The sequence below is a fragment of the Peptoclostridium acidaminophilum DSM 3953 genome (assembly GCF_000597865.1).
Classification (GTDB): domain Bacteria; phylum Bacillota; class Clostridia; order Peptostreptococcales; family Peptostreptococcaceae; genus Peptoclostridium_A; species Peptoclostridium_A acidaminophilum.
The window spans coordinates 153,048-175,326 of the sequence record NZ_CP007453.1 but is presented as its reverse complement, the minus strand read 5'-3'; the positions used below and the strand labels follow the sequence as shown (position 1 = coordinate 175,326).

Sequence of the window (22,279 nt, the reverse complement as noted above, 5' to 3'; positions counted from 1 at the left end):
CTTGTTCGAAAATCCAATGGATTTACGTTTATTTAGGTTACCCTTTTTTAGGACAGCAACAAATCAAATATTTTTTCGTATTAACCGTTGACAATAACTAGCTGGTCTCTAAAACATTATGTTGTCTATGTAATCAAGCTCCTTGGTTTCATCCATTCCATGGACTACCTTGTATACTTTGAATAGAGCTTGTAGCTTCTTGGGTGTGCTGTTCCAAAACTGTTCTTCTGTCATTTTGAGCAAGTTTGTTCCCAAATAAAAAAGCCATTCCCAGTCCCAATTTCCTTGACTAGTATGGCTTTCTATTCCCCCAGCTTTTCTTCCACCTCGGGCATTGATATGTTCAAGGCTTCGTTAATTGCATTTCCTAGTCTTTCTAGATCATTAAGGCCTAGTTGCTCCCCCACCTCTTTTAGCGTGACTGAATCATTTTCAACTTTGACTGCTGCATAAATCAGCGCCCTTATAGCCTTGATTTTCATGTTTTGTAGATCTTCGAACGCCTCGCCAATGTCTCCGTATATCTCCTCAAGTTCGCAGAAAGTGTTCATGTTGAATTTGAGCTCGTACTCCTTTGCTCCGAGTTTAAATTTAATTCCTTTGTTTTTTAGTTCTGATGCTTTCAAGTCATCGCCTCCAATAAAAAAGACCCAGAAAGGGTCTCGACTTAATTTCTATCTTATTCTATATGTTCCTTCTTGAAGCCAGCTGAAAGCCGCCAAATTCCCAAATGTGACATCGTTTACAATTTCGCCATAGTATTTTTCAATATCTTTTTCATATTTCTCGTACTCACTCATTTCTTCTTCAGTAGCTTCTTCTTCTGTTATTTCCTCATCATCTTCGTCCGTATCAAGCCAATCGTCTTCATATCTGGACACGTCAACGCATGTTAAATACATCGAAACCAGAATAGTGCTTTCTCTGCCTTCTCCGGAGTTTTTAATCAAAGCGTCTACAACCTTGCCTCTCTCGCTGTCTACAAGATCAATAAAAGCATTTTCCAATACTTTATACTCATTGTATTCATCATAGTCGGAATAATCTTTATTCTCCAATGTCTTGCTGACTAGTTGCCCTATTCGAAATGGACTTAGTCCTGATTCTCCTTCCCAATCATAAAATTCGTAATCAAAATACTCATCAAACTCTAATTCGCAAAACTCTTTATAAATCATCATTAATGTGTAAGCTCTGATAAGCACCTTGGCTCTGTCTATTGCGTTTTCATATGATGTTAACCCTTCTTTTTCTAATGCCAACCAGGCTTTTTGATACCATAGGATATCTCTACCATCTGACCAAACTCTATAGCCACGAAAAATATCTTTTATTTCATCAAATTCTATCTTATTCATTGTACTCCTCCCACAGTAGATATAATTGTAGAAATATTACCTTTCTACTAAATAATACCACTGAGAGTCATAAGGCTAACATTTTTATGGAGCTAACGGCTCTGCCGGCACTGCAGTAAACCATGCAGAAATTATCGTTTGATCAATTCCCGTTGCATCTTCATCTGCAATAAAGCGGTAGTTTCCATCGTTATCTCTCGCAAAGAATGTACCCTTAAGCTTTGCGCTCTTAGGCTGGGGCTTTTCCGCCTCTGTGTCGTATTCGTCGGATGCCAGTTCGAACTTGCCTTTTAAAAGCCATACATATCGGTATTTGCCGTTGTTTTTCTTGGATTTAAAGCCTAGTGCCAGTGTTGGCGGCATGTCATCCTTGCTTTCAATCAGCACCCCCTTAACCACCTTGGAACCTTGCAGTTTTGCCCTGCTTTCAAGCGAGAGCTGGTTGATTTCAATCTCAACATCCACTCCTTCAAACGCAGTTATTATGTCCTCGACCGTATCATCAGAATATATGCTCTCTGAATTGGCCTTCGGTGAGAGCTTTGCGCTTATTGCCCGCTCAAGCTTGGCTGGAGTGTCATATGTTACTCCAGTACCATCATCCTTGGTTAGCAAAGCAATGTGAATATCTCTAAGTCCTATTTGTCTTGCCATCTAATCGACCTCCTTTGATTCCAAATAAAAAAATCTGATCCCTTTGTGATATAAACTGGTATCAGATTCGTAAAGATCTACCTCATCTAATCTCTTAAATCCAGCAATAATTAGCAGGGCTTTTATGTTCCTAACTAAAGCTGTGTAATCTGTCTTTGACCACACATCCACTTGAACGTAATGGCCTGTAAAAGCCTCCGTGTCTTCTTCGAATTCTTCTCCCGACTGAAGATACTCATGAAACGTGATGTACGTTTGTGCTGTTCCTGTACACTTTTGAAATCCTACTGGAATGCCGAGGGGCTTTAGAGTATCAATAACCAGTTTATTAATCAAGCTCACCCAGCCCCCTTTCCAGCTCCTCTTTTATTACGTCGTTTATCTTTTTCTTGTTCTCCAACACGGATTTTTCCGCCCAGTGCTGAGCCGGTATCTTCGAAGTCCCCCACTCCGAAAATTTCGAATAAAAGAATTCGGAGTTATCACCCTTATTCGGCCCAATTTTGACGAAATCCATGCCGTTTTCTTGTTCAATGTCCGATACTTTAATGTTGTCCGCCATGTGCCTTTTGGTTAGCTCGGATCTTGGCGCTTTTTGCTCCATGCTCTCTTTTACAAGGTTTCCTGCTTTATCAAGGGCACGCTTTTTAATTACTTCACCCTTGCTGCCAAGCTTGTTGACCTTGTCTATGAGCTCCTGCATCCCTTCCAGTTCAATCTTAGCCACCAGACTCCACCTCCGTCGCCTTAATCTCAATATATCTATTCCTATATTTGATGTTATCGATAGCTGTGATGTTGTAGGCTTTACCTTGAAATAGAATCTTCATCCTCTGGTCAAGACCTGCAAGGTATCTGATTGTAAACTTAACTGTATTTTCCTCTTGAACCGCCCTGGCTGCGAAATATTCCTTGCCATGCAGGTTAGAAACTGACGCCCACACAGTTTTGTAATCCTCCAATGTCTCGCTTTCAAAGCCGTTTTCATTTAGGTTAGGAATACATTTTTGAATTAGTATTCTTTTGCTTAATTTACCGATTTCCACACCTTCACCACCATTTACATTCCGTATACACAAAAGAGCCATTCCACGGTATATGTCCAATGAAATGACTCTTTTTAAGCTCTATTCTGTGTTTTCCATCTTAGAGATATAAAAATATTTAACCTGTTCATCTTTTTTATCCGCTTTTACCTCGCTCACTTTAAAACCCTGTCTTGAATAATCATCTGCAACCGAAACTGCATCTTCCATACTTCCTGTTACTCGTACAAATGACTTGCCGTATCTGGTTTTACCTTCTTCAATGGTATACTTGGGCGTGGTTTTTTCCTCCCATTCCTGATAGTTCAAAGGCTTGGCGTATTTTATTTTATTTACTATCTCTGATATAAGTTCTTCACTAATCACATTTTCCTTGAATGACTTGATGTGAAAAGATGCATTTATCGAGCTTTCAAAAATCGGCATAGAACACTCATTGGTTCTAAGCCATGAGCTGTAAAATATGATAAGCGGATACATATTGTTTTCAACAAACGCGTTTTCACCTATATTCTGCTGCATCCATTTTTTCAGTAGTTTATGATGCCTTTTGTTCTGCATAGTAGGGCTCTTGCATGGTTCCCAGCCGGTATCTTTCTTAACATACCACTTGTCACGGTATGCCTTATATGCGCCGCCCCATTTCTTCGTTTCAATTATGAATATGCCGGCTTTTGAAATCACCAAGTGATCAAGCTGTATAAACTCATCCGGCTCGACTTCCAATACGATGTCACTCATTAATACGTGGTCTGAACTTAAAAGACAGAACAACCCATTTTCAGCAGAAATTTCTCCATTCTCACCTTTTTCATTTTGCTTAATCCTATTCACATCAAATACGACCCCTGCAATAGGCTTAATTATTTTTGCAAAAATAGGTGCCACCTTTTTTTCTATTCTTTCGTTCATTTCATTTTTTTCTTCTTGAACTTTTGCATTTATTTTTTCATAGAATAGCTTCCTAACCTCTTTATCCTGCTGAGCTAGTTTTGCTGGCATACCTAACACCTCGTAGTCTAAGAAATATTTATATTGCTCTGTCTATTAAACGTTTCCTTGCTTTAAATAGACAGCCATTGGTTTATATATACCAATATTGGAAGTTTTCTATCAACTATATCTTAGGTATTCCATTCATTGCTCTACCATCCATCTTTGCGATAAGCAAACAGAAGCCTGGTCATAACATCAATTACAGATTTCATGTCCATGTTCTCGCGTTGCTCATAAAGATTGGCTATTGCATAAAGCATAGATTGTTTTACAGCCTCCGGTATTACTATAAACTCAGAAAGCGGATAGCGAAGTATGCCTTCACAAAGCTCTTGTGCGGCATTTATAAAATTAGCGATGAGCGTATCATCCTCATCACCATCAACCCTTAGATACAGCTTGGCTTCTTCAAGTGTAACGACCAATACGCCCACCCCCTTTCATTACTCAGATACCATGAGTCCTGCTGCTTTCAGTTTGGCAAGCAAAGCATTAAAATCGACTACCAGTCCTGCGATTGTAGTTGCAACGCTGTCTGCTTGGAATGCGGCAGGCGTAAAGTCAGAGGGCAGACCCACAACCTGCCCACCCTCTGCAATTTCAAGCACTCCTCCTATTACAGTCTTTTCTCCGCCTTGCTCCGTATAGTTTTTTACATTACTCATCCTGTTCACCTACGCTTTCATCTGGAGAACTTTAATAGCTTCTGGGAGAGTCAGCTTTCCATCAACTCTTTGTGTCACCTTAAATCCTACCTGCCCTGTTGCCGCATACAGCTCGTTTAGCCTTTGGAATGATCTTCCTTGCCTGTCTGCTATCCAGTAGTACGAGAAGTCTCCAAATGCCATAACCTTTGATCCGGCTTCGATAGTTGGAACGTATACCGACGTTTTTACCGGCCTATTCAGGATCGTGTCAGACTCCCCAGCTACGAGAGAAGGAGTCCATAGGTACTGACCATTTCCGTCTTTAAGCTTTCTTATCTCTTTTACCGTCGCATCATTTGTTACGAACGTGGCTTTTTCCCTGTATGGTGACTTGAGTGAGTAGAAAAGATCTATCACTTCGTCAAGCTTTATAGCTGTACTGCTGGCAGCTGTAATGCCAATCTGCGCCCCTCCGGTTGAATTGAAAATTCCCGTTGGCTTTCCTGATGCATCCCCGACAAAAAAGGCCTCTTCCTCTTTTGATCCTATTCTTCTTGCGAATTCAGTGGCGATGTATTGCTCCAGGTTGAAGACGCTGTCATTTAGAAGTTCCTCTGAAATCTTTATTATGGTTCCCAGCTTGTGAGCTCCCAGGATCACTTGACCAAAAGCGTCATCGCTCTCGCTGAAGGCTGCCCCCTCTTCAATCCAAGAAGCTGTTCCTTTAGAAGATACCACCGGAATCTGTCTGTCTCCGTAAGAGGTTGTGATGACTTTTGCAAGTGTTCTCATGGTGTTTGCATCATTTAGCGCCTGAATAAGTGTTTTTTCAAATTCATTAGGCACAAGGTAGCCGCCCTCCGCATCAGTTCCAATCTTGAGGGCATTTTGAACATCATAGCCTCCCTTGCTTCTCATAGCATTCCAGAAGGCATTAGTGTATTCCTTTGATGCTCTTCCCTGCTTTTCAGGCTCTATTTGACTGCTCGGTGCAGATGTTATAGGGCTGCTGATAGCCTTTGAAAGCTCCAAATCAAGCGCAGCTTGCCTTTCAAGTCTTTCGATTTCTTTCCCAAGTGCCAATACATCTGCTTCCATTTTTTCATAAGTAGCCGTGTCTTCTGCAGATAGCAGGCCATTTTCACCTCTTTTGCTGTCCAAAAACGCCTTGGCCGCGTCCCAAACCTTTGCTCTTTTTTCTCTTAATTCTAGTACTTTATTCATTTAACATGCCTCCTATTTAAGTAGCTCCAGCCTTTTGGCCAGATAGTCGTATGGGGTTCCAACTAGAAATTCTTTTATTTGCGCTTCATCCTTCTTTTTCATCTTTTGGAATTTTCCCATAAAATTGTTTGTGACAGTGACCTTGTCGAACATAAAACCATTCATCAAGGCTTCAGGCACTGCTTCATTCTCTGTATAGAGCACCTTGTCGCAAAATCCCATTAATTGGGCCTTGTTGGCACTCATCCACGTTTCCCTGTCCATCATCTGCGAGATTTCTTGTCTCGAAAGACCAGTCTTTGCTTCATACGCATTGATAATGCTCTCCTTCACCTCTGAGAACATTTCAATTCCGCGCTTCATGTCGGCTTCCTCTCCCCATATAAAAGTGCTCGGGTTATGGAGCATGAGCATTGATGTTGGAGACATCAGCACCTCGTCTCCCGACATTGCAATAACTGATGCTGCGCTGGCCGCTATTCCGTCAATTTTGACGCTGACCTTGCCCGGATATTCCTTCAGCATTGTATATATCTGGCTGGCGGCAAAGCAGTCGCCACCTGGCGAGTTGATCCAAAGAATTATGTCATCCTTGGCCGATTCAAGCTCGGCTCTAAATTCCTTTGGAGACACTTCGTCCTCAAACCAGCTCTCCTGGGCTATGTAGCCGTCAAGATATAGGGTTCTTCCATCTTCGTTTTTTATCCAGTTCCAAAACTTCATCTATTCTTTTCCTCCTTCCCCTTCACTATTTAGTTCCTTCTTGGCGTAAGCGCCTATGTCTTCGAGCTTCAGCATGTTGCCGTTGACTGCATACACATCTCCATGCTCGATGGTGTTCATGTCCTCCAGCGCTCTTACATCATTAGGGCTTAAAAATCCGTTTTGAATACCTATGCTGTAGCCCTGCATCCTCGATGCATAGTCTCCACGAAGAAGTCCGTCAACGTTGAACTTTATAAAGTAATCCTTCTTTTCGACTGGAGACAATAGAGCTTTTTTCATGGCCATCTCCAGTCGGACCACCCAAGGATCTAGGGTGTATTTCACAAATTCCAGCGACTGCTGCTCTATGTTTGAAAAGCTGGACTTTTCAAGGTCCCCTATCATATGGGGCGGAATCCTGAATATACGGGCAATTTCGTTTATTTGAAACTTCCTGGTCTGCAAGAACTGTGCCTGCTCCGGAGGTATTCCAATAGGCTTGAAGCTCATACCTTCCTCAAGAACAGCCACTTTGTGGGCATTCCCGCTTCCTCCATAAACGCTGTTCCAGCTGTCTCTAACCTTGGCAGGATCCTTTAAAATTCCGGGATGCTCAAGCACTCCTCCGGGATTGGCCCCGTTGTTGAAAAAGGCTGCTCCATACTCTTCCGTAGCTATTGCCATGCCTATTGCATTTTTAGCCATAGCTATTGGGGAATGCCCTACAAGTCCGTCAAAACCAAGACCTGGAATGTGCAGCACTTCCCAATAGCGAAGGGTGTGCTCCCTGCCTTCCTTGCTATAGCTGTAATAAATTTCGCCATTATCGCTTCTATGGACTGACATCTTATCAGGCATTAGAGGATAAAGCGCCACTACTTTCCCCCTGCCATCCCTGATAATCTGAGCGTATGCATTCCCCCAAAGCAAAAGATGACCCATGAGTGTTTCTCTAAACACAAATGAAGTCATCTCAGGGTTTGGCTCATCATGGAGCAGATAGTATAGATGGTGGTCTGATGCTTTTTCCTTGCCTCTTTCTGTTCTTCTGTAAGTATGCAGTGGGAGTGACGCTATGGTTTCAGCCAAGATTCTCACGCACGAATACACAGCCGTTGTCTGCATGGCAGTTCTTTCATTGACTATCTTGCCACTTGATGTAGGACCAAAGAAGAAACTGTAGGCGCTTTGCCATGCGGTATTTGTCGGGTCTGCCCTTGACCTGAAAATCTTTGATATTATGGGTATTTTCAAATGCCTTCACCTCCTGAAAATGGGCATGAAAAAAGCATCTCGTATGGAGATGCGGTCTAACATTCAAATCAAATTGAAATAATTGTATATTTGAATAGACACTCTGAAACTGGTAGATATTCTTTCCACTTAACCTCATATGTATTTTTAAGCTGAATATCCTTCTCTCTATTTTTGCGAGTTCCAGCTCCTGCATGACTTTTCCAACTGCATCTACCGGATACTACTGCTCCCTCATGAATACGAAACTCATCATCAGCAGGAGGCGAATTGGTTCCCGTTCTATTTGACTTATTCCAATATCCTGAATCATTGGTCAGCATTATTGCGTAAGCATTTTCAACTTTATAATTGCTTTCCATAATGCTTTCCATTCTTTGAATATCGTATAGAAAATCATATCTACCACAATCTTGAGCAGAATGACCTTTTAACGAGATAGTTTCACCATTAAAGATCATGCTTTTTTGCTTTGTCTTGTACTTCAACTCGATAGCTACCATCCTATTTTCTTTGAATATAACAATATCAATATGCATGGACTTATCAAAATCCCATGGTATATACTCTAATCTGATTGATAAATCAGGATAGAGTTCTTTTATTTTCCATGCTAATGCGAACTGAAAATCAGCCTCTGATACAAATATACGATTCTCAGAAAACAACATCCCTAGCACATGATCAATATCAAGCATTATCCAAATCACTCCTTGTCGCTATTACCTAGCGGTGTTCTCGCAATTAATCCTTTTGTATATAAAACAATTCAAGCGCAAAGGTTTATACTTGCTCTTAACTCGATTGTATAGAAGTGTTTCTCAGAATTCAATATTATAAACAAACTCATCCCTAAAAATACATTCCCATTTTAATTAAGCCATTCATTTTAACTATAAAACTAGTATTCCTCTCTCATCATACACCGACTTGCCACTAATACCTTCATTCCTTATTGATCTATCCAAAGCCATTATCATAGCTACCGCTCCATCGATTTTTTCAGTGCTTTTTTCCTTGTCTGGCTTGATGTTCCCCGCTGGATCAGTTCGGATAAAGATGTTGTCCATCATCCAGCGAAGCACTGGATGCCCTCCATGGGAGAGCTTTTCTTCCAACGTCAGTTTCATGAGTTCTTTTGTTGGAGGGGACATGTCTTTGAAGCCTTGGCCGAACGGAACCACTGTAAAGCCCATTCCCTCCAGATTTTGCACCATCTGCACTGCGCCCCACCTATCAAATGCGATTTCTCTTATGTTGTATTTCTCTCCCAGTTTTTCTATGAAAGTTTCAATGAAGCCATAGTGAACAACGTTGCCATCGGTGGTCTGCAGGAATCCTTGTTTTTCCCAAATGTCATAAGGTACATGGTCACGCCTAACACGCAGACTCATATTTTCTTCTGGTATCCAAAAGTATGGAAGGACGACATACTTGTCAGCCTCGTCTTTTGGTGGAAAGACCAGTACAAAGGCAGTAATGTCCGTTGTGCTTGAAAGATCAAGCCCGCCATAGCATACGCGGCCAGCAAGTGAATCCGGGTCAGCAGAGTAGGAGCATTTGTCCCACTTGTCCATGGGCATCCAACGGACTGCCTGCTTGACCCATTGATTAAGTCTAAGCTGCCTGAAGCTGTTTTCTTCGGCAGGGTTTTGCTTTGCGCTTTCACAAGCAGCCTTAACTTTATCTATTCCAACAGTGATTCCCAGCGACGGATTTGCTTTTCTCCAGACCTTTGGATCAGTCCAGTCATCGGCTTCATCCGCTCCATAAATCACAGGATAGAAGGTGTGGTCGATTTTTCTACCATCAATAATGTCTAGTGCCTTTTGATGGATTTCATAGCAGATACTGTTTGTATCGTTACCAGCTGTTGTTATCAAGAAATAAAGCGGCTGAGTTCTTGCATCGCCGCTGCCTTTGGTCATGACGTCAAAAAGCTTTCGATTGGGCTGAGTATGGAGCTCATCAAAAACAACGCCGTGAGTATTGAATCCATGCTTGTTTGAAACATCTGCGGAAAGCACCTGATAGATACTTCCTGTCGGCAAATAAATCAATCTCTTTTGTGAATCAAGTATTTTCACTCTCTTTGATAGTGCCGGGCATAGTCTCACCATGTCAGCCGCCACATTAAAGACGATGGATGCCTGATTTCGATCGGCTGCGCATCCGTAAACCTCAGCCCTTTCTTCACCATCGCCACAGGTGAGAAGGAGCGCTATAGCAGCGGCCAGCTCAGATTTGCCCATCTTCTTGGGGATCTCCACGTAAGCTGTATTGAACTGCCGATATCCGTTGGCCTTGATGGTTCCAAAAACGTCTCGGATGATTTGCTCCTGCCAGTCAATAAGCTCAAATGCTTTGCCTGACCATGTCCCTTTTGTGTGAGACAAACATTCGATGAAACCTACCGCATAATCTGCGGATTCTTTGTCATAATAAGAGTCTTTACTCATAAATCTAGTTGGTTTGTACTTCTTAAGCCTTCGTATATGCGGTCACCTCCTTCAACCTTTGAAAGACAAAAGAAGCCCCGAAAGGCTTCTTGTATGTCATTGCTAGGATTTTATAATTCACCGGTGAGAATAAAGTGGCAGTAGTCTTTCTTGTATTCTTCAATGAAGGTCACAAGCTCGAAATAACCTCGCTCATAAGCCATCCGCTGGACCATCAGGGTGTCGAACATATTGGCCTCGCCAGTTTCCCTGATGGCTAAAATCTGCTTAATTAGCTGCTGTTTTGGGGTTGTTATACCGGGATAGTAGGATGAATACCGTGCGTACTCATAGTTTTCGCTTTCAATTAGTATGCCTTCATCTGCATTTTTTGCTTTGACTAGAAGGCAGTGCCAGACATTGTCAGCATCTATGAACATCTTGTCTAGACGCTTAGCAATGAAATCATGGTCATCTAAAAGGTTCTTAGAAAATATGTTGAACTCATCTGGCTCAAGCTCAACGACTTCCTCAATAACAAACTTACTGCCGCGTTCCATTTCATAGCCCTTCAGGTCGTCTATGGTACTGGCTTTTCTAACAAAATGCGCTTTCATTTTGTCCCCCTTTGTCGGACTTAGTCTTTTACTATTTCGCAGGAATCTTCGCCATATGCTACGCCAAGGCTTGAGCCGCAGTCCCAGGAAACGTGAATGGTTCCAATGTCATCGACTCCGATTACCGTTCCAAGTTCACCGGAGCTGAGTTTGGTGTAGGGATCATTCATGTAAAGCAGCCTCACCCTGGTTCCAGGTGCAAAGCTGTTTTTAAGCTGCTGCAGTCTTTTAGGATGTATAGGTCGCATGCTATTCAGCCTCATTTTGCTTGGTTTCGCCGCTTTTAAAAGCCGAGCTGCCTGTCAGCTTGGAGAGTAGGATTTTTCGCTCTGCTTTATATTCATCACCTATGAAGCCAAGTCTTAGAAGAAAGCATCGGAAGGCATATTTCTCATTTTCGATTTCCTTGGCCTTTGCAGTGACCCTTTTTTGTTCCTTGGATAGTTTTGCAAGGGAGTATATGAAGTGGGAGTAGGCCTTTATTTCCTCGGGACTTATCGGAAATGAAAACCACGGGAAGCTGACCTTTTCATCTGTAATCTCAACGGGCAGCTTCTCAAGTCCGAGGGCCTTCTGGATGAGTTCTTCCTTGCTTTCCAATAGCCGTGTTAGGTTCGCAAAGCTGCTATCTGTAAATGCTGCCCTTGGCAGTTCAATTACGAGATCATTGATTTTATCCTTGTTGGGTGTTGGCTCGTTGACTTCTTCTAAGGCAGCCTTCTCTTGAAGGTTTTCTGTAACCTCAGCTTCAAAACCGCGCTCTGCGAGCCTTTCGATGAGCAGCTCAACTTCGCTGATGTCGATTTGCTCATCGAAGAAAAGCTCACTGTTTTTGTCTACCATGAATCCTCCAATTTTGAAGGCGAAGCTTGGTGCTCCTTGATATGCTGGTTTTATCTCCAGCAGTTCGCCAATGGCGCTGACTAAAGCCTTACGCTCGGTGCTTGTGCAGTTGAATTTAATTTCCATATGCTTAACCACCTTTCTTTTTGGGTTATCACATATATCACTCTAACCGAGTGTAATAGCAAGTTAATTCTGTTGCTTTTACGGCTAAATATCAGTATTTTTTACTACTTCACTATATGCTTTTTTTACTCCATCGCGTAGGAGGAAAACCTGATCATCAGAACCAAACTGCTGGAGGCTCCTTTTAACAATGACATCACAGAATTTTTCATCAAGCTCAATGGTGTAGCATATGCGGTCCGTTTGTTCGCAGGCAATAAGGGTCGATCCCGAGCCTCCAAAGGGATCGAGGACGATGCAACCTGACATGCTGGAGTTAGTTATGGGATAGGCTATAAGGGCTACTGGTTTCATAGTAGGGTGGTCTCCGTTTTTCTTAGGCTTGTCGTACTCCCAGATGGTCGACTGCTTGCGGTCTGAATACCACATGTGTTTACCTTTTTTCTTCCATCCAAAGAGCACCGGTTCATGTTGCCAGTGGTAAGGGGCTCTGCCCAGGACAAGACTCTGTTTTTTCCAGATGCAAGTGCCGGAAAGATAAAAGCCCGCATCCGAGAAGGCCTTTCTGAAATTTAAGCCTTCAGTGTCTGCATGGAAAACATAAATAGAAGCGTCCTGAGCCATTACCTCTTCCATGTTTTTGAATGCATCGAAGAGGTAAGAGTAGAACGCTTCATTAGCCATGTTGTCGTTTTTGATTTTTCCGGCTGCTCCTTCGTAATTAACGTTGTAAGGAGGATCGGTCACTGCTAGGTTTGCTTTCTTACCATCCATGAGGATTTTGTAGGTTTCAGGCTTTGTGCTGTCGCCGCAGACCAGCCTGTGTCTTCCAAGAAGCCATACATCTCCGGCTTTAGTGATTGCAGGCTCTTGTAGCTCTGCATCTACATCGAAGTCGTCTTCTTTCACATCACCTTCAGTGGTTAGGAGCTTATTGAGTTCAGCTGCCTCAAATCCGAGAAGACCTACATCGAATTCCATGCCTTGGAGACTTTCAATCTCGAGTCTTAAAAGCTCCTCATCCCAGCCAGCATCCTCTGCATAACGGTTGTCAGCTATGATATAGGCTTTCTTTTGGGCTTCGCTCAGGTAGTCAACAAACACACAAGGCACTTCGTTGAAGCCTTCTTCCTTGGCTGCAAGCAGTCGGCCATGGCCAGCTATTACACTATAGTCCCGATCCACAATTATGGGATTGACGAATCCGAACTCACGAAGGCTCGAACGTAGCTTCGTGATCTGTGCAGGCGAGTGAGTCCTTGCGTTGTTTACATATGGCACCAATTCCTGAATTGGCACTAGCTTCATGTCACTAGTTGTCTTGCTCAAGCTTCATCACCGCCTCTTTCAATTCCTTGTACTTGCTAACATCCTCCCAAGGGTATAGGCAGGATGAGAAATGCCCATAGACAGCCGTTTCGGCATATCGTGGAAATCTCAGGTTGAGTAGCTCGATGATAGCAGCTGGGCGAAGGCACCAGACTTCAAGGATCGCTTTTTGAAGCATCTCATCTGAAACCTTACCAGTCCCGAAAGTATCGACCTCGACAGATACGGGATCAGCTTTTCCAATGGCATAGGCGATATTGATCTGGCAGCGTTCTGCAAGTCCGCACCAAACGATGTGCTTGGCAATATTCCTGGCCATGTAGGCAGCTGACCTGTCAACCTTTGTAGGGTCTTTCCCGCAAAAGGCTCCACCACCATGGGCAGCAAGGCCACCGTAGGTGTCAACCATAAGCTTTCTGCCTGTAAGTCCAGTATCTGCTGCAGGTCCACCTTCCACAAATCGGCCAGATGGGTTGATCAGGATTTCTGTGTTTTCATCAAAGGGGAAGTCCTCGAAGCATTTCCAGAGGACATGAGTATGTATGTCTTTACTCAGCTCATCTAGTGTCTTTGACGCCTCATGCTGCACGGAGACGATGATGGTTTTGACTCTGCTTGGTTTCCCGTCTTTGTATTCCACAGTAACCTGAGCCTTACCATCTGGTTTGATTCCCTTGATAAGTCCGTCGTGTCTGACCCGGTCAAGTCGCTTAGTGATTCTATTGGCCAGAACCACAGGGAGAGGCAGCATCTGCCTTGTTTCATTGGTAGCATAGCCGTACATAGTCCCCTGATCTCCAGCGCCCAGCGTGTTATACCAGGAGGTGTCACCGCTTCTTGCTTCTAAGGCATTATCCACGCCCTTGGCGATATCTGGGCTTTGTTTATGGACAAAAACAAGTATTTGAAACTTCCTTGGGTCATATCCGACATTTTGGAGAGTGGATCTTACTATTCTTTTGATATCAACTTTACCGCTACAGGTGATTTCGCCCGCTACGATTATCTTTCCCTTTGTTGCCATTACTTCACAAGCCACGCGGGAAGCACGGTCCTTGCGCAAACAAGTGTCCAGGACACTGTCGGCTATAAGGTCGCAGAGCTTATCTGGATGGCCTTCACATACACTTTCTGCTGTTAGGTATCTAGTTTCCATGTTATTTTCCTTTCCGGGCGGTAAGAAGCCGCTCCATTAGATCGTCTTGAGGAGTATAGTTCGAGCAATAAGTTAGGCTGTTTTCACGCACTATTGCGTATATTTGAGACCATAAACTGTGAGTTTGTTTCGAGAAGGATTGCGCCATACTTACGTAAGGAGAAGCAATCGGAGCACCAGTTGTTGGATGCTTTGCCAAGAGACCATATTCTGATATTGCCTGTTCGCACTGAATCCAACGAGCTGCACTCATGGCATATTGTTCTATTTGTTGTTTCGGGACCAGATGGCTGCACTTATGCTTTCCAAGCCAACCCCAGGTATCTGTATAGATTTCATTGGCTATCAATGGATGTCCGTTCTTTTGGGAAGCCGACAACCAGTCAGCAGGTTTTGGCATTTCTGATCCACTTTCTGAATCACCTTCAGGTAGAGGGACTACTTGAAGCTTCTTAGAACCGCCATCTAATAGCTTGTCCGCTAGTGCCTTTCGCGGCCTGCCGCCTGCGCCAGGCTGAGGACCTCTTTTTCCCACTATTTCACCTCCGATTTGAGCAAGGGGGTTAATACCCCCCAAAACTTTTGAAAAAATTCACACGAAGCCCCACGCCCGTTCCCCGGGCACAGGGTTGTAGAGATTTGATCCCCCCTACCGGTTGTGCCAACGGTCCCCGTCGCGCGCAGTAATGGCGGAGTGGCAAGGAGTGCAAAGGGCCATGAGGTTGGATTCGTCATGGGTTCCTCCCCGTGCAAGTGGAAGGATGTGATGCACCTCGGTTGCCTGAGTCATTCGTCCTTGCTTTATACACTCCTCGCAGAGTGGGTTGACTTCGATGTAGCGATCCCGTATGCGCTTCCAGGCACGACCGTACCTTTTCTTTGAGTGGAGATTACGATCATACTTCTCATAACGAGATGCTTCCTGCTTTGCATGCTTCTCGCAAAACCTGTTCTCTGTAAGCTCCGGACAACCAGGGTAAGAACATGGTCGTTTTGGTTTTCTTGGCATAAAACACCTCGCTTTCTGGCATAAGAAAAGCCCCGTAGGATTTCTCCCACGAGGCTCAGCCTTATTCTCTTACCGATTTTATCATAACATAACAATCTAAATAGAAAATACTAGAATTTACTGACCATCGTCCTGCTTGACGGCTGTATTAAATTGTTCTTCGGTTCCTTTCAGGAAGTAGTCAGTGACCCGGGCATTAATCTTTGCGAGGTGACCGTAATAAGCAGAGGAGGCTGTCTCTGCATCAACACCGGCTTTGAAGGCGGAATGCATGATTAAGCTAAATTGCGATAGATTACTAACCTCCTTAAGCTCGTCCATGATTTCTTGCTCAGGCTTTGCATCCTTCAGCTTAACGTGACGGATATGCAATTCCCGAAGCATATGTAGCCAGCCAGCGGGAAGGTCGATGAAGAGCGGCGTTTCAAACAGCTTTGACCACCAGACGGTTTGCACTGGACTGTCGACAATACGCTTCACGGCTTCTTCGGACAGCTTTGTCTTCTCACAGATCTGCCGGATATCCATGTTGTTAGTACGAATATCCGTAAAGCCCAAAAGATAATCGGCGGAGCAGCCGAAGAACTGACTGTATGCAAGAATAAACTCACCCTGGACCTCGCTAGCAGTGTCCGAATTACAGTGCTTACGGATTTTCTTTTCTATGCTCCCGTAAGCATTATTTTTATCAACACGTTCATCGTTAAAGTTCTCTCTTTGCTTAACCTCAACGAGGCCAGCATCATATAGATCCTTAGCCAGCTGCTTCGGAGAATTGTATTTTTCGCCCATTAAGGACCATAACCGATTCTTGAACAGGCTCATATCATTATGTTCTTGCTTTTTTATGTGTTTTCCCATATTACACCTCGAAAGAGATAAAATCATCTTTTTATACTCTATGATATATTCAAAACCGACAGGTTAAAAGACATACATATCTTTTTTATGAGTATATAATACAACTATCAAAGCTGATTCGTCAATAATTAATCGAAAATGAAAGTGAGGGTACATCATGACAACAACAATGCAAATTGCAGATCTTATCACCGCCAGCGGTCAGACCGGGCCACAGATGACGCACGCACTCAAGGTTCTCGGCAACGGGGACATGCAGCAGGGCCTCATCCGAATTGCTAATTACTTTCAAGCCGAGGGCAAAAGCTACATCAAGGTCGGAAGGCTCCAGGGAGTCGTCGTAGGCGCTGCCGGTGCAGGGCTCATATTCCTAATTGCCAAGCTCATCAAAGACGGACGTGAAAAATCTAAACAGCAAGAAGAGGCCAAAGCCATTATGGACGCCTTTAAGGACAACCTGCCTCCGGAAGTGAGACAGGAGCCTAAATCCCACGAAGAAAGCGTTCTTCCCAATAACAATATTCAGCATGTAACAGAAGCATAAGGAGATACACACTATGGAATGCGAAAATTGTGGACAATCTTTATCAGACGGAGTTCTGACATTACCGTGGGAGGACAGAGATAATCCGAATGCCTACTTAACCTGCCCACACTGCAGGCATGAAAACACCGTATATGGTTACGCTGAAGATGACAATTAATAACTCCTTTCAAAACGGGAGGCCCGATGTCGCAAAACATCGAGCCTCTTTAGCTTTTATTCAGGAAAGGAAATCATGTCCAATGCTCGCCTGTGGAGCTTGAACACGTTGTCCATGCAGTAGCCGAGGTCAACGGCGATCTGCTCCCAGGTATGATAACTAAGGTAGCGCATCTCCAAAAGCAACTGGCAGTCGATGTTGTCCACCCCCTTAATCGCGTGCATAATTTCATGCTTTACCTCAATCAGGCTGTCGATATCGTCGTTGATTTCGTTTTCCAGGCCAATGATTTTAATAATGATATCCTGGGTTCTGCTTACGTTTCGGGTACCGCTGGGAGGAACGTCGCTGATGGTGGATGAGATATTCTCCGCCATAGCTCTTAGAGTGGATATCTGGTCCAGCTTGCTATTGATACGCTTTTCGAGCTTATATGACTGGTTTAAGTATTCTCTTGTTTTCATCATTAAACCTCCTGCTGTGATTTCTCAATGAGGAATTCACCATCAACGCTAGTGAGCTCTCTGCACCAGTCGCTGCGAAAGAAGCGTTCGACTTCACTCTTTTGCTGCTGGGCTGGTGTGTATTTCGAGTTACGTTTCAACTGTTTAATAGCACGTCTGTAGTCCTTCGCAGCCAGAACGACTATGGCATTTGCTAATTCTTCATAAGGGTTCATAATCTGTACCTCCGATAATTTATTTCTCTCGGATTGGCATGGGTTGTCTTTATTTGACTCTCATTCGCAGATCAGCTTTGACAGCATCGATAAGCGCTGACTGGCTTTTATCCTTCAAGGACAGAGCCCTTAAAACACGCTCATCAATAGTACCTTTTGTAACAATGTGCTGCACCACAACCGTTTCAGCTGTTTGCCCTTGTCGCCAAAGCCTGGCATTTGTCTGTTGATATAACTCTAGTGACCAGGTAAGGCCGAACCATACAATACAAGAGCCGCCGGCTTGAAGATTTAAACCATGTCCTGCAGATGCGGGATGAATTAAGCCGACTGGTACTTCCTTGTTGTTCCACTTGCGGATACTTTCAGCAGTGTCTAACTTGGAAAATGAGACCTTTATGTTCTGAAGTTTTTCTACGATTCTATCGTAGTCGTGCTTATACCAATAAGCCACGAGTATCGGCTTTCCGGCAGCCGCCTCAACAATATCCTCCAAGGCCTCTAACTTCTGATTATGAATAACCTCTGTTCCACCATTGTCGTTATAAATGGCACCGTTGGCCATCTGACAGAGCTTGTTGGAAAGCGCCGCAGCATTTGCAGCAGTAACCTCACCGCCAGGGAGCTCTAATACAAGGTCTCTTGCTAATTCACCGTACCGCTCTGCCTCTTTTTCAGAAAGCATTACGGCGTATTCACTGCTGATCAGTTCAGGCATCTTAAGGTAATCCGTTGACTTCATTGAAATCGTAATATCGGAGATTTTCTGGTAGATGCATTGCTCCGCTCCGGGAAGTGGCTTATAGCTGTAAATGATCTGACCATTTCTCTTATCAGGCATAAAGTAGTTACTGCGAAATGCTGTGATGAACCTTCCAAGCCTAGCGCCCATGTCCAGCAACTTAAACTCAGCCCATAAATCCATTAGGCCATTGCTGCTTGGTGTTCCTGTCATTCCAATAATGCGTTTTACTTTTGGACGCACCTTCATCAATGACTTAAAGCGCTTGGCTTGATGATTTTTGAAGGAAGAAAGCTCATCGATAATGACTGTATCGAAATCAAATGGAAGCCCGCTCTCATCAATGAGCCAGCAAAGATTCTCACGGTTGATTACATAGATATCTGCTGCAGCCTTTAGCGCCCTAACCCGTTCATCAGTGCTACCTACTGCAACAGAAATGATCAGGTCGGATAGATGATCCCACTTTTCAATTTCAGCAGGCCACGTATCTCTTGCCACTCGAAGCGGTGCTACCACCAACACCTTATGAGCTTCGAAATAATCAAACAGTAGGTCATTGATTGCAGTAAGGGCGATACTCGTTTTTCCTAAACCCATATCAAGCAGTACAGCTGACACCGGATGAGATTCAATGTAGTCTATCGCATACTTTTGATATTCATGTGGTTTGTACTGCATCAAAAATCCCTCCAATCTGACTCTCGTCGTCTAATATGAAAACTAAAAATCCCAAACTTCTTAGTAGCTTGTGCCTTGCCAACTGTAATGGACGCGGGTGTTTGCCAGGTGCTTTTACTTCAACAAAGGCTATAATTCCTCCAGGCATCAGAAGGATTCTATCCGGCATGCCATCAAAGCCGGGAGAAACAAACTTCACTGCCAGCCCGCCACGCTTTTTTGCTTCCAAAGTTAACTTCTTTTCTATCTCTTTTTCTCTCATCGCAATATCTCCATCAATCAATGGTGACGGTCTATGACAGTCTCTCCATAAAACCCCCTATAGGCTATTTTTTACTTAAAAACTCTCTATAGGTACTTTCTATATAAGACTATCATCGACCATCACCTTATAGGTCGGTGACACTCGGTGCAACTCAGTTAAGAAAATCTTCCGCTTTCAAACGTACGCCATAAACAGAGCTACCTGTTTTTGTCTTTTTGCGTTCAAACCCGGCAGTCTCCAAAGCAGTATAGAAATCGGTTGTGCTCCTTGTGTACTCACCGTTGCGCCCACAATGGGCCCTGTATTCTTGATAAAACTCGCCAGACTTTTGCTGGAATGCCTTATCCACTTCGCAGCAATCCTCCAGAAATGAAGCCAGCCAGTCATTGTTCTCTCTGTATGCTTTAATGGCGTCCTGAACACATGCTGGAACAACGAAGTTGTAGTTAACCTCAATAGCTTTCTTTGCTCCTTCAATGATCCATCTCATGATGGATGGTCCTGAATTCGTAACAAGGTAGTCTGCAAAGTTTTTGATGTCGCCCCTACCCTCAATTTTTGCATTGAACGGGATGACGATAAGACGCCTCCAGGTACCATCATCGTTGGCACCGACTCTCGGTAAGTGGTTTGTGTAAAGTACCAATGTATGAGAAGGTTCAAACTTGAACGGGTCCTTATACTTTTTCTCTGCTTCGATTTCATCGGTTGAGCTAAGCTGCTTTACGATGGATGTGTTCAGGCGCATGCCCTCTTCAAGCTCGGAAGCAATGATGAGACGTTTGCCCTTAAGTTCTGCCATTTCAGGTTTTACATTTCTCCGACATCCAACCGTAAGCGTATCTGCTGAGATGGCACCGCTGTAGGAACCGAGCACCCTAGAGATGCTGTTCCAGAATGTGGACTTACCATTGCGTCCCCCGCCATAGGCAATGATAATTGCTTCCAGATAGACTTTTCCAATTGCAGCGAGGCCAACAATCTGCTGAACATAGTCAATCAGTTTTTTGTCGTTGCAGAAGAAGGTATTCAACGAATCTAGCCAAATCTGCTCACCTTTATCCCCAGGTGAAGCAGTCGTCTGCTTTGTAATATAATCTGCTGCATCAGGAGCACGACCACCGGCCAGTCCCTTTCGAAGATCAAAGGTAACTCCCGGCGTGTTAAGGAGAAACTCGTCTTTATCTAGGTCGCTCACTTTGATCTCCAGCATTGGCTTTGCGGCCTGTAGTGCTGAGATGACATATTTCATATCTCTGCGCTTCATCACAAAAGTTTTATAAGCCAGCGCTGACTGATATTTTTTAAATGCCTTTAATGGATCACCCGAAAGTGCGGCTTCATACTTTTTGCCGCCAGCAAGGATATCTTCTTCTTTTTCACCCAAGGCAACTAAAGCATTCAGAGTGCTTTCTACCTCACTAAGCGCATCCTGGAGCTGTAAATCGAGGAACTCCTCCATAGCGCCAACCGACTGCTGCCTTGATTCCATCCAGAACTCGCCGTTAAAACGAAGATAATCTGTGGCATCCGTGTAACAGAGCTCATTGCCGTATTCACGTGTCAGCACTTTTGCCTGGCCAATATCAGAAAAGTCGGAAGGCCGCAGTGAGCCAAAATCTGAATTGTAGTCATCCGGAGGAACGTATCCATCCTGACCTTGAACCTTTCTGGCAAACTTGATGGCACTATTCCAGATAGCAGTAAGTTCTTCTTCATCCATCGGAGGGTCGCACTTTTTCGCCTCTTCTAAGAAGATCTCGTGGGCCTTACTGGTGCTGCCGTATCGCTTAACAACACGTCCCGCAAAACGAGACAGGGTATTATTGCGGCGGCCTTCAGGTATAGAACTGCTGCTACCTATTTTGGTAGGAGTAGGAACGTTCTGAAAAAGCTCATCAATCGTGAGCCAGCCTTCATGCCAAATAACGTCACCGGCATCAGCGCCATAGATAAAACGCGCTGCATCTAAAGCATTATCATCAAAGAATGGGAACTGAGCATGGATTGCTCTTTTCATAGCCACATATGCTTCCACATCAGATAGCTCTTCTATAGAAAAGTAGATATGGAACTTAGGTCGTGCTGTTTTTCCGTCCTTTGAAATCATGTTGTTGCGGCTAGGAGCAATCGCATATGAGACATCTGACATAAGCTCATCCAAAGCCTCTGGCGTTATCCACTCATCCGGATTTTCGGTATGATCATTATCACAATCCATGACAATAACATCAGACTTAATGAAGTTATCTGCGCTTCGGTAGTTGTTCTTATACTCCGCACATACGTGGTCAAGCTTCACAGCTTCCTTAAGTTCATCCACCGAAGTAACAATACTTTTATTTGGATAGAGGCAGTTCTTCTGATTGCCGGTAAAGTTTGCAGTGTAAATCGTTAATTGCATGATTCAACCTCCTCCATGTCCTCGGTAAAATAGCGAATAGTCATGTGGCGCTTCTTGGCTTTATTAATCTCGCGTTGCATGCCATTCGTGATATTCTCGCCAAAGACCCACAGCTCATTACATTTACCTAAAAAGACTAGATCCATGAACAGTGCAAGCTCACGTTCTTCCGGATCAACATCTGAAAGGTATAAAGGTAAAAGCAGGTGTGGCGCGAAGGCAATGGCATTTCTCTCGAAAACAGCGAATCGACTATACATCTTAGCTCTTTCTGTATTTCTCTCTATATCACCCGCATAAGGTGAGCAGATATACACGATTGGTTTGAATGCTTTTTCTTCTTTTTTAATGTTTGTCAGCGCTTCGTATGCGGTAGGGTCGGGATAGCCCTCGCTGTTTTTCTTGTCCACTCCGCCAGTACCGTATTTGCATCTCATCAGTTCGTTCATAAGCGAACCTCCTTATAAAGATTTGAGCGGCATAAAAGTCCCTCTATCAGTCCCAGGACAGAAACTGCCACTTTGAACGAACTTTTTTATAA

Annotated in this window: 30 protein-coding genes; 1 reads left to right on the top strand and 29 read right to left on the bottom strand. The window is 43.8% G+C overall.

Annotated elements, in window-relative coordinates:
• Positions 1-108 precede the first annotated feature (108 nt).
• The 23 genes from EAL2_RS15875 to EAL2_RS11685 all read right to left on the bottom strand — a co-directional run bounded on the left by EAL2_RS15875 (position 109) and on the right by EAL2_RS11685 (position 16,263).
• Entirely contained in the window at positions 109-234 is a 126-nt protein-coding gene (locus EAL2_RS15875; RefSeq protein WP_278246855.1) for a hypothetical protein, read from the bottom strand.
• A gap of 68 nt (positions 235-302) precedes the next feature.
• Positions 303-626, bottom strand: coding sequence for a hypothetical protein (locus EAL2_RS11795; RefSeq protein ID WP_025436582.1), 324 nt, complete (start codon positions 624-626; stop codon positions 303-305).
• 48 nt (positions 627-674) lie between these two features.
• Positions 675-1,358, bottom strand: a complete 684-nt coding sequence (locus EAL2_RS11790) for a hypothetical protein (protein WP_025436581.1) — start codon at positions 1,356-1,358, stop codon at positions 675-677.
• 84 nt (positions 1,359-1,442) lie between these two features.
• A complete protein-coding gene (locus tag EAL2_RS11785; protein ID WP_025436580.1) occupies positions 1,443-2,012 on the bottom strand; it encodes a major tail protein in 570 nt (189 codons plus the stop codon).
• Complete coding sequence (locus EAL2_RS11780) at positions 2,013-2,348, bottom strand: hypothetical protein (protein WP_025436579.1); 336 nt, start codon at positions 2,346-2,348, stop codon at positions 2,013-2,015.
• Positions 2,341-2,739, bottom strand: a complete 399-nt coding sequence (locus EAL2_RS11775; RefSeq protein WP_025436578.1) for an HK97-gp10 family putative phage morphogenesis protein — start codon at positions 2,737-2,739, stop codon at positions 2,341-2,343. The genes EAL2_RS11780 and EAL2_RS11775 overlap by 8 nt, the downstream gene beginning before the upstream one ends.
• Complete coding sequence (locus tag EAL2_RS11770) at positions 2,732-3,058, bottom strand: phage head closure protein (RefSeq protein ID WP_025436577.1); 327 nt, start codon at positions 3,056-3,058, stop codon at positions 2,732-2,734. Before EAL2_RS11770 ends, EAL2_RS11775 begins: the two co-directional genes overlap by 8 nt.
• 81 nt (positions 3,059-3,139) lie before the next feature.
• Positions 3,140-4,060, bottom strand: coding sequence for a nuclease-related domain-containing protein (locus EAL2_RS11765; RefSeq protein WP_025436576.1), 921 nt, complete (start codon positions 4,058-4,060; stop codon positions 3,140-3,142).
• 143 nt (positions 4,061-4,203) lie between these two features.
• Complete coding sequence (locus EAL2_RS11760; RefSeq protein ID WP_025436575.1) at positions 4,204-4,479, bottom strand: head-tail connector protein; 276 nt, start codon at positions 4,477-4,479, stop codon at positions 4,204-4,206.
• Positions 4,480-4,497: 18 nt separating this feature from the next.
• Complete coding sequence (locus EAL2_RS11755) at positions 4,498-4,719, bottom strand: Head fiber protein (protein WP_025436574.1); 222 nt, start codon at positions 4,717-4,719, stop codon at positions 4,498-4,500.
• Positions 4,720-4,728: 9 nt separating this feature from the next.
• Positions 4,729-5,925 carry a phage major capsid protein gene (locus EAL2_RS11750; protein WP_025436573.1) on the bottom strand — a complete coding sequence of 399 codons (1,197 nt, stop codon included), beginning with the start codon at positions 5,923-5,925 and terminating at the stop codon, positions 4,729-4,731.
• Between the two features lie 12 nt (positions 5,926-5,937).
• Complete coding sequence (locus EAL2_RS11745; RefSeq protein WP_025436572.1) at positions 5,938-6,648, bottom strand: head maturation protease, ClpP-related; 711 nt, start codon at positions 6,646-6,648, stop codon at positions 5,938-5,940.
• Positions 6,649-7,878 (bottom strand): phage portal protein, encoded by a 1,230-nt coding sequence (locus EAL2_RS11740; protein WP_041693259.1) that lies wholly within the window; start codon positions 7,876-7,878, stop codon positions 6,649-6,651.
• A gap of 74 nt (positions 7,879-7,952) precedes the next feature.
• Positions 7,953-8,582 (bottom strand): hypothetical protein, encoded by a 630-nt coding sequence (locus EAL2_RS11735; RefSeq protein ID WP_025436571.1) that lies wholly within the window; start codon positions 8,580-8,582, stop codon positions 7,953-7,955.
• 195 nt (positions 8,583-8,777) lie between these two features.
• Positions 8,778-10,379: a terminase large subunit gene (locus EAL2_RS11730; protein ID WP_025436570.1), complete on the bottom strand. Its 1,602-nt coding sequence runs from the start codon at positions 10,377-10,379 to the stop codon at positions 8,778-8,780.
• Between the two features lie 74 nt (positions 10,380-10,453).
• Positions 10,454-10,939 (bottom strand): DUF5049 domain-containing protein, encoded by a 486-nt coding sequence (locus EAL2_RS15920; RefSeq protein WP_322787251.1) that lies wholly within the window; start codon positions 10,937-10,939, stop codon positions 10,454-10,456.
• Between the two features lie 20 nt (positions 10,940-10,959).
• The gene (locus tag EAL2_RS11715) at positions 10,960-11,187 is read right to left on the bottom strand and encodes a DUF4314 domain-containing protein (RefSeq protein ID WP_025436569.1); all 228 of its coding nucleotides are present in this window, start codon (positions 11,185-11,187) and stop codon (positions 10,960-10,962) included.
• Position 11,188: 1 nt separating this feature from the next.
• The gene (locus EAL2_RS11710; RefSeq protein ID WP_025436568.1) at positions 11,189-11,908 is read right to left on the bottom strand and encodes a hypothetical protein; all 720 of its coding nucleotides are present in this window, start codon (positions 11,906-11,908) and stop codon (positions 11,189-11,191) included.
• Positions 11,909-11,992: 84 nt separating this feature from the next.
• Complete coding sequence (locus EAL2_RS11705) at positions 11,993-13,216, bottom strand: site-specific DNA-methyltransferase (protein ID WP_051489297.1); 1,224 nt, start codon at positions 13,214-13,216, stop codon at positions 11,993-11,995.
• Between the two features lie 4 nt (positions 13,217-13,220).
• Positions 13,221-14,393, bottom strand: coding sequence for a methionine adenosyltransferase (gene metK / locus EAL2_RS11700; RefSeq protein WP_025436566.1), 1,173 nt, complete (start codon positions 14,391-14,393; stop codon positions 13,221-13,223).
• Position 14,394: 1 nt separating this feature from the next.
• Positions 14,395-14,928 (bottom strand): P27 family phage terminase small subunit, encoded by a 534-nt coding sequence (locus EAL2_RS11695; RefSeq protein ID WP_025436565.1) that lies wholly within the window; start codon positions 14,926-14,928, stop codon positions 14,395-14,397.
• A gap of 114 nt (positions 14,929-15,042) precedes the next feature.
• Entirely contained in the window at positions 15,043-15,402 is a 360-nt protein-coding gene (locus EAL2_RS15215) for an HNH endonuclease (protein WP_025436564.1), read from the bottom strand.
• Positions 15,403-15,519: 117 nt separating this feature from the next.
• Positions 15,520-16,263 (bottom strand): hypothetical protein, encoded by a 744-nt coding sequence (locus tag EAL2_RS11685; protein ID WP_025436563.1) that lies wholly within the window; start codon positions 16,261-16,263, stop codon positions 15,520-15,522.
• A 157-nt stretch (positions 16,264-16,420) separates the two neighbouring features.
• Between EAL2_RS11685 and EAL2_RS11680 the strand changes: the two genes are divergently transcribed.
• The gene (locus EAL2_RS11680) at positions 16,421-16,807 is read left to right on the top strand and encodes a hypothetical protein (RefSeq protein ID WP_025436562.1); all 387 of its coding nucleotides are present in this window, start codon (positions 16,421-16,423) and stop codon (positions 16,805-16,807) included.
• A gap of 216 nt (positions 16,808-17,023) precedes the next feature.
• On the opposite strand, the gene EAL2_RS11675 is transcribed toward EAL2_RS11680, so the two are convergent.
• The 6 genes from EAL2_RS11675 to EAL2_RS11650 form a co-directional block, all read right to left on the bottom strand.
• The gene (locus EAL2_RS11675; protein ID WP_025436561.1) at positions 17,024-17,431 is read right to left on the bottom strand and encodes a DUF1492 domain-containing protein; all 408 of its coding nucleotides are present in this window, start codon (positions 17,429-17,431) and stop codon (positions 17,024-17,026) included.
• A 2-nt stretch (positions 17,432-17,433) separates the two neighbouring features.
• Entirely contained in the window at positions 17,434-17,646 is a 213-nt protein-coding gene (locus EAL2_RS11670; RefSeq protein ID WP_322787250.1) for a hypothetical protein, read from the bottom strand.
• 49 nt (positions 17,647-17,695) lie between these two features.
• Entirely contained in the window at positions 17,696-19,069 is a 1,374-nt protein-coding gene (locus EAL2_RS11665; RefSeq protein WP_025436559.1) for a DEAD/DEAH box helicase, read from the bottom strand.
• Complete coding sequence (locus EAL2_RS11660) at positions 19,050-19,331, bottom strand: VRR-NUC domain-containing protein (protein WP_025436558.1); 282 nt, start codon at positions 19,329-19,331, stop codon at positions 19,050-19,052. Before EAL2_RS11660 ends, EAL2_RS11665 begins: the two co-directional genes overlap by 20 nt.
• A gap of 154 nt (positions 19,332-19,485) precedes the next feature.
• On the bottom strand, positions 19,486-21,738 hold the full coding sequence (locus tag EAL2_RS11655; protein ID WP_025436557.1) for a phage/plasmid primase, P4 family: 2,253 nt from the start codon (positions 21,736-21,738) through the stop codon (positions 19,486-19,488).
• On the bottom strand, positions 21,729-22,187 hold the full coding sequence (locus tag EAL2_RS11650) for a DUF7768 domain-containing protein (RefSeq protein ID WP_242842533.1): 459 nt from the start codon (positions 22,185-22,187) through the stop codon (positions 21,729-21,731). Before EAL2_RS11650 ends, EAL2_RS11655 begins: the two co-directional genes overlap by 10 nt.
• Positions 22,188-22,279: the final 92 nt, after the last annotated feature.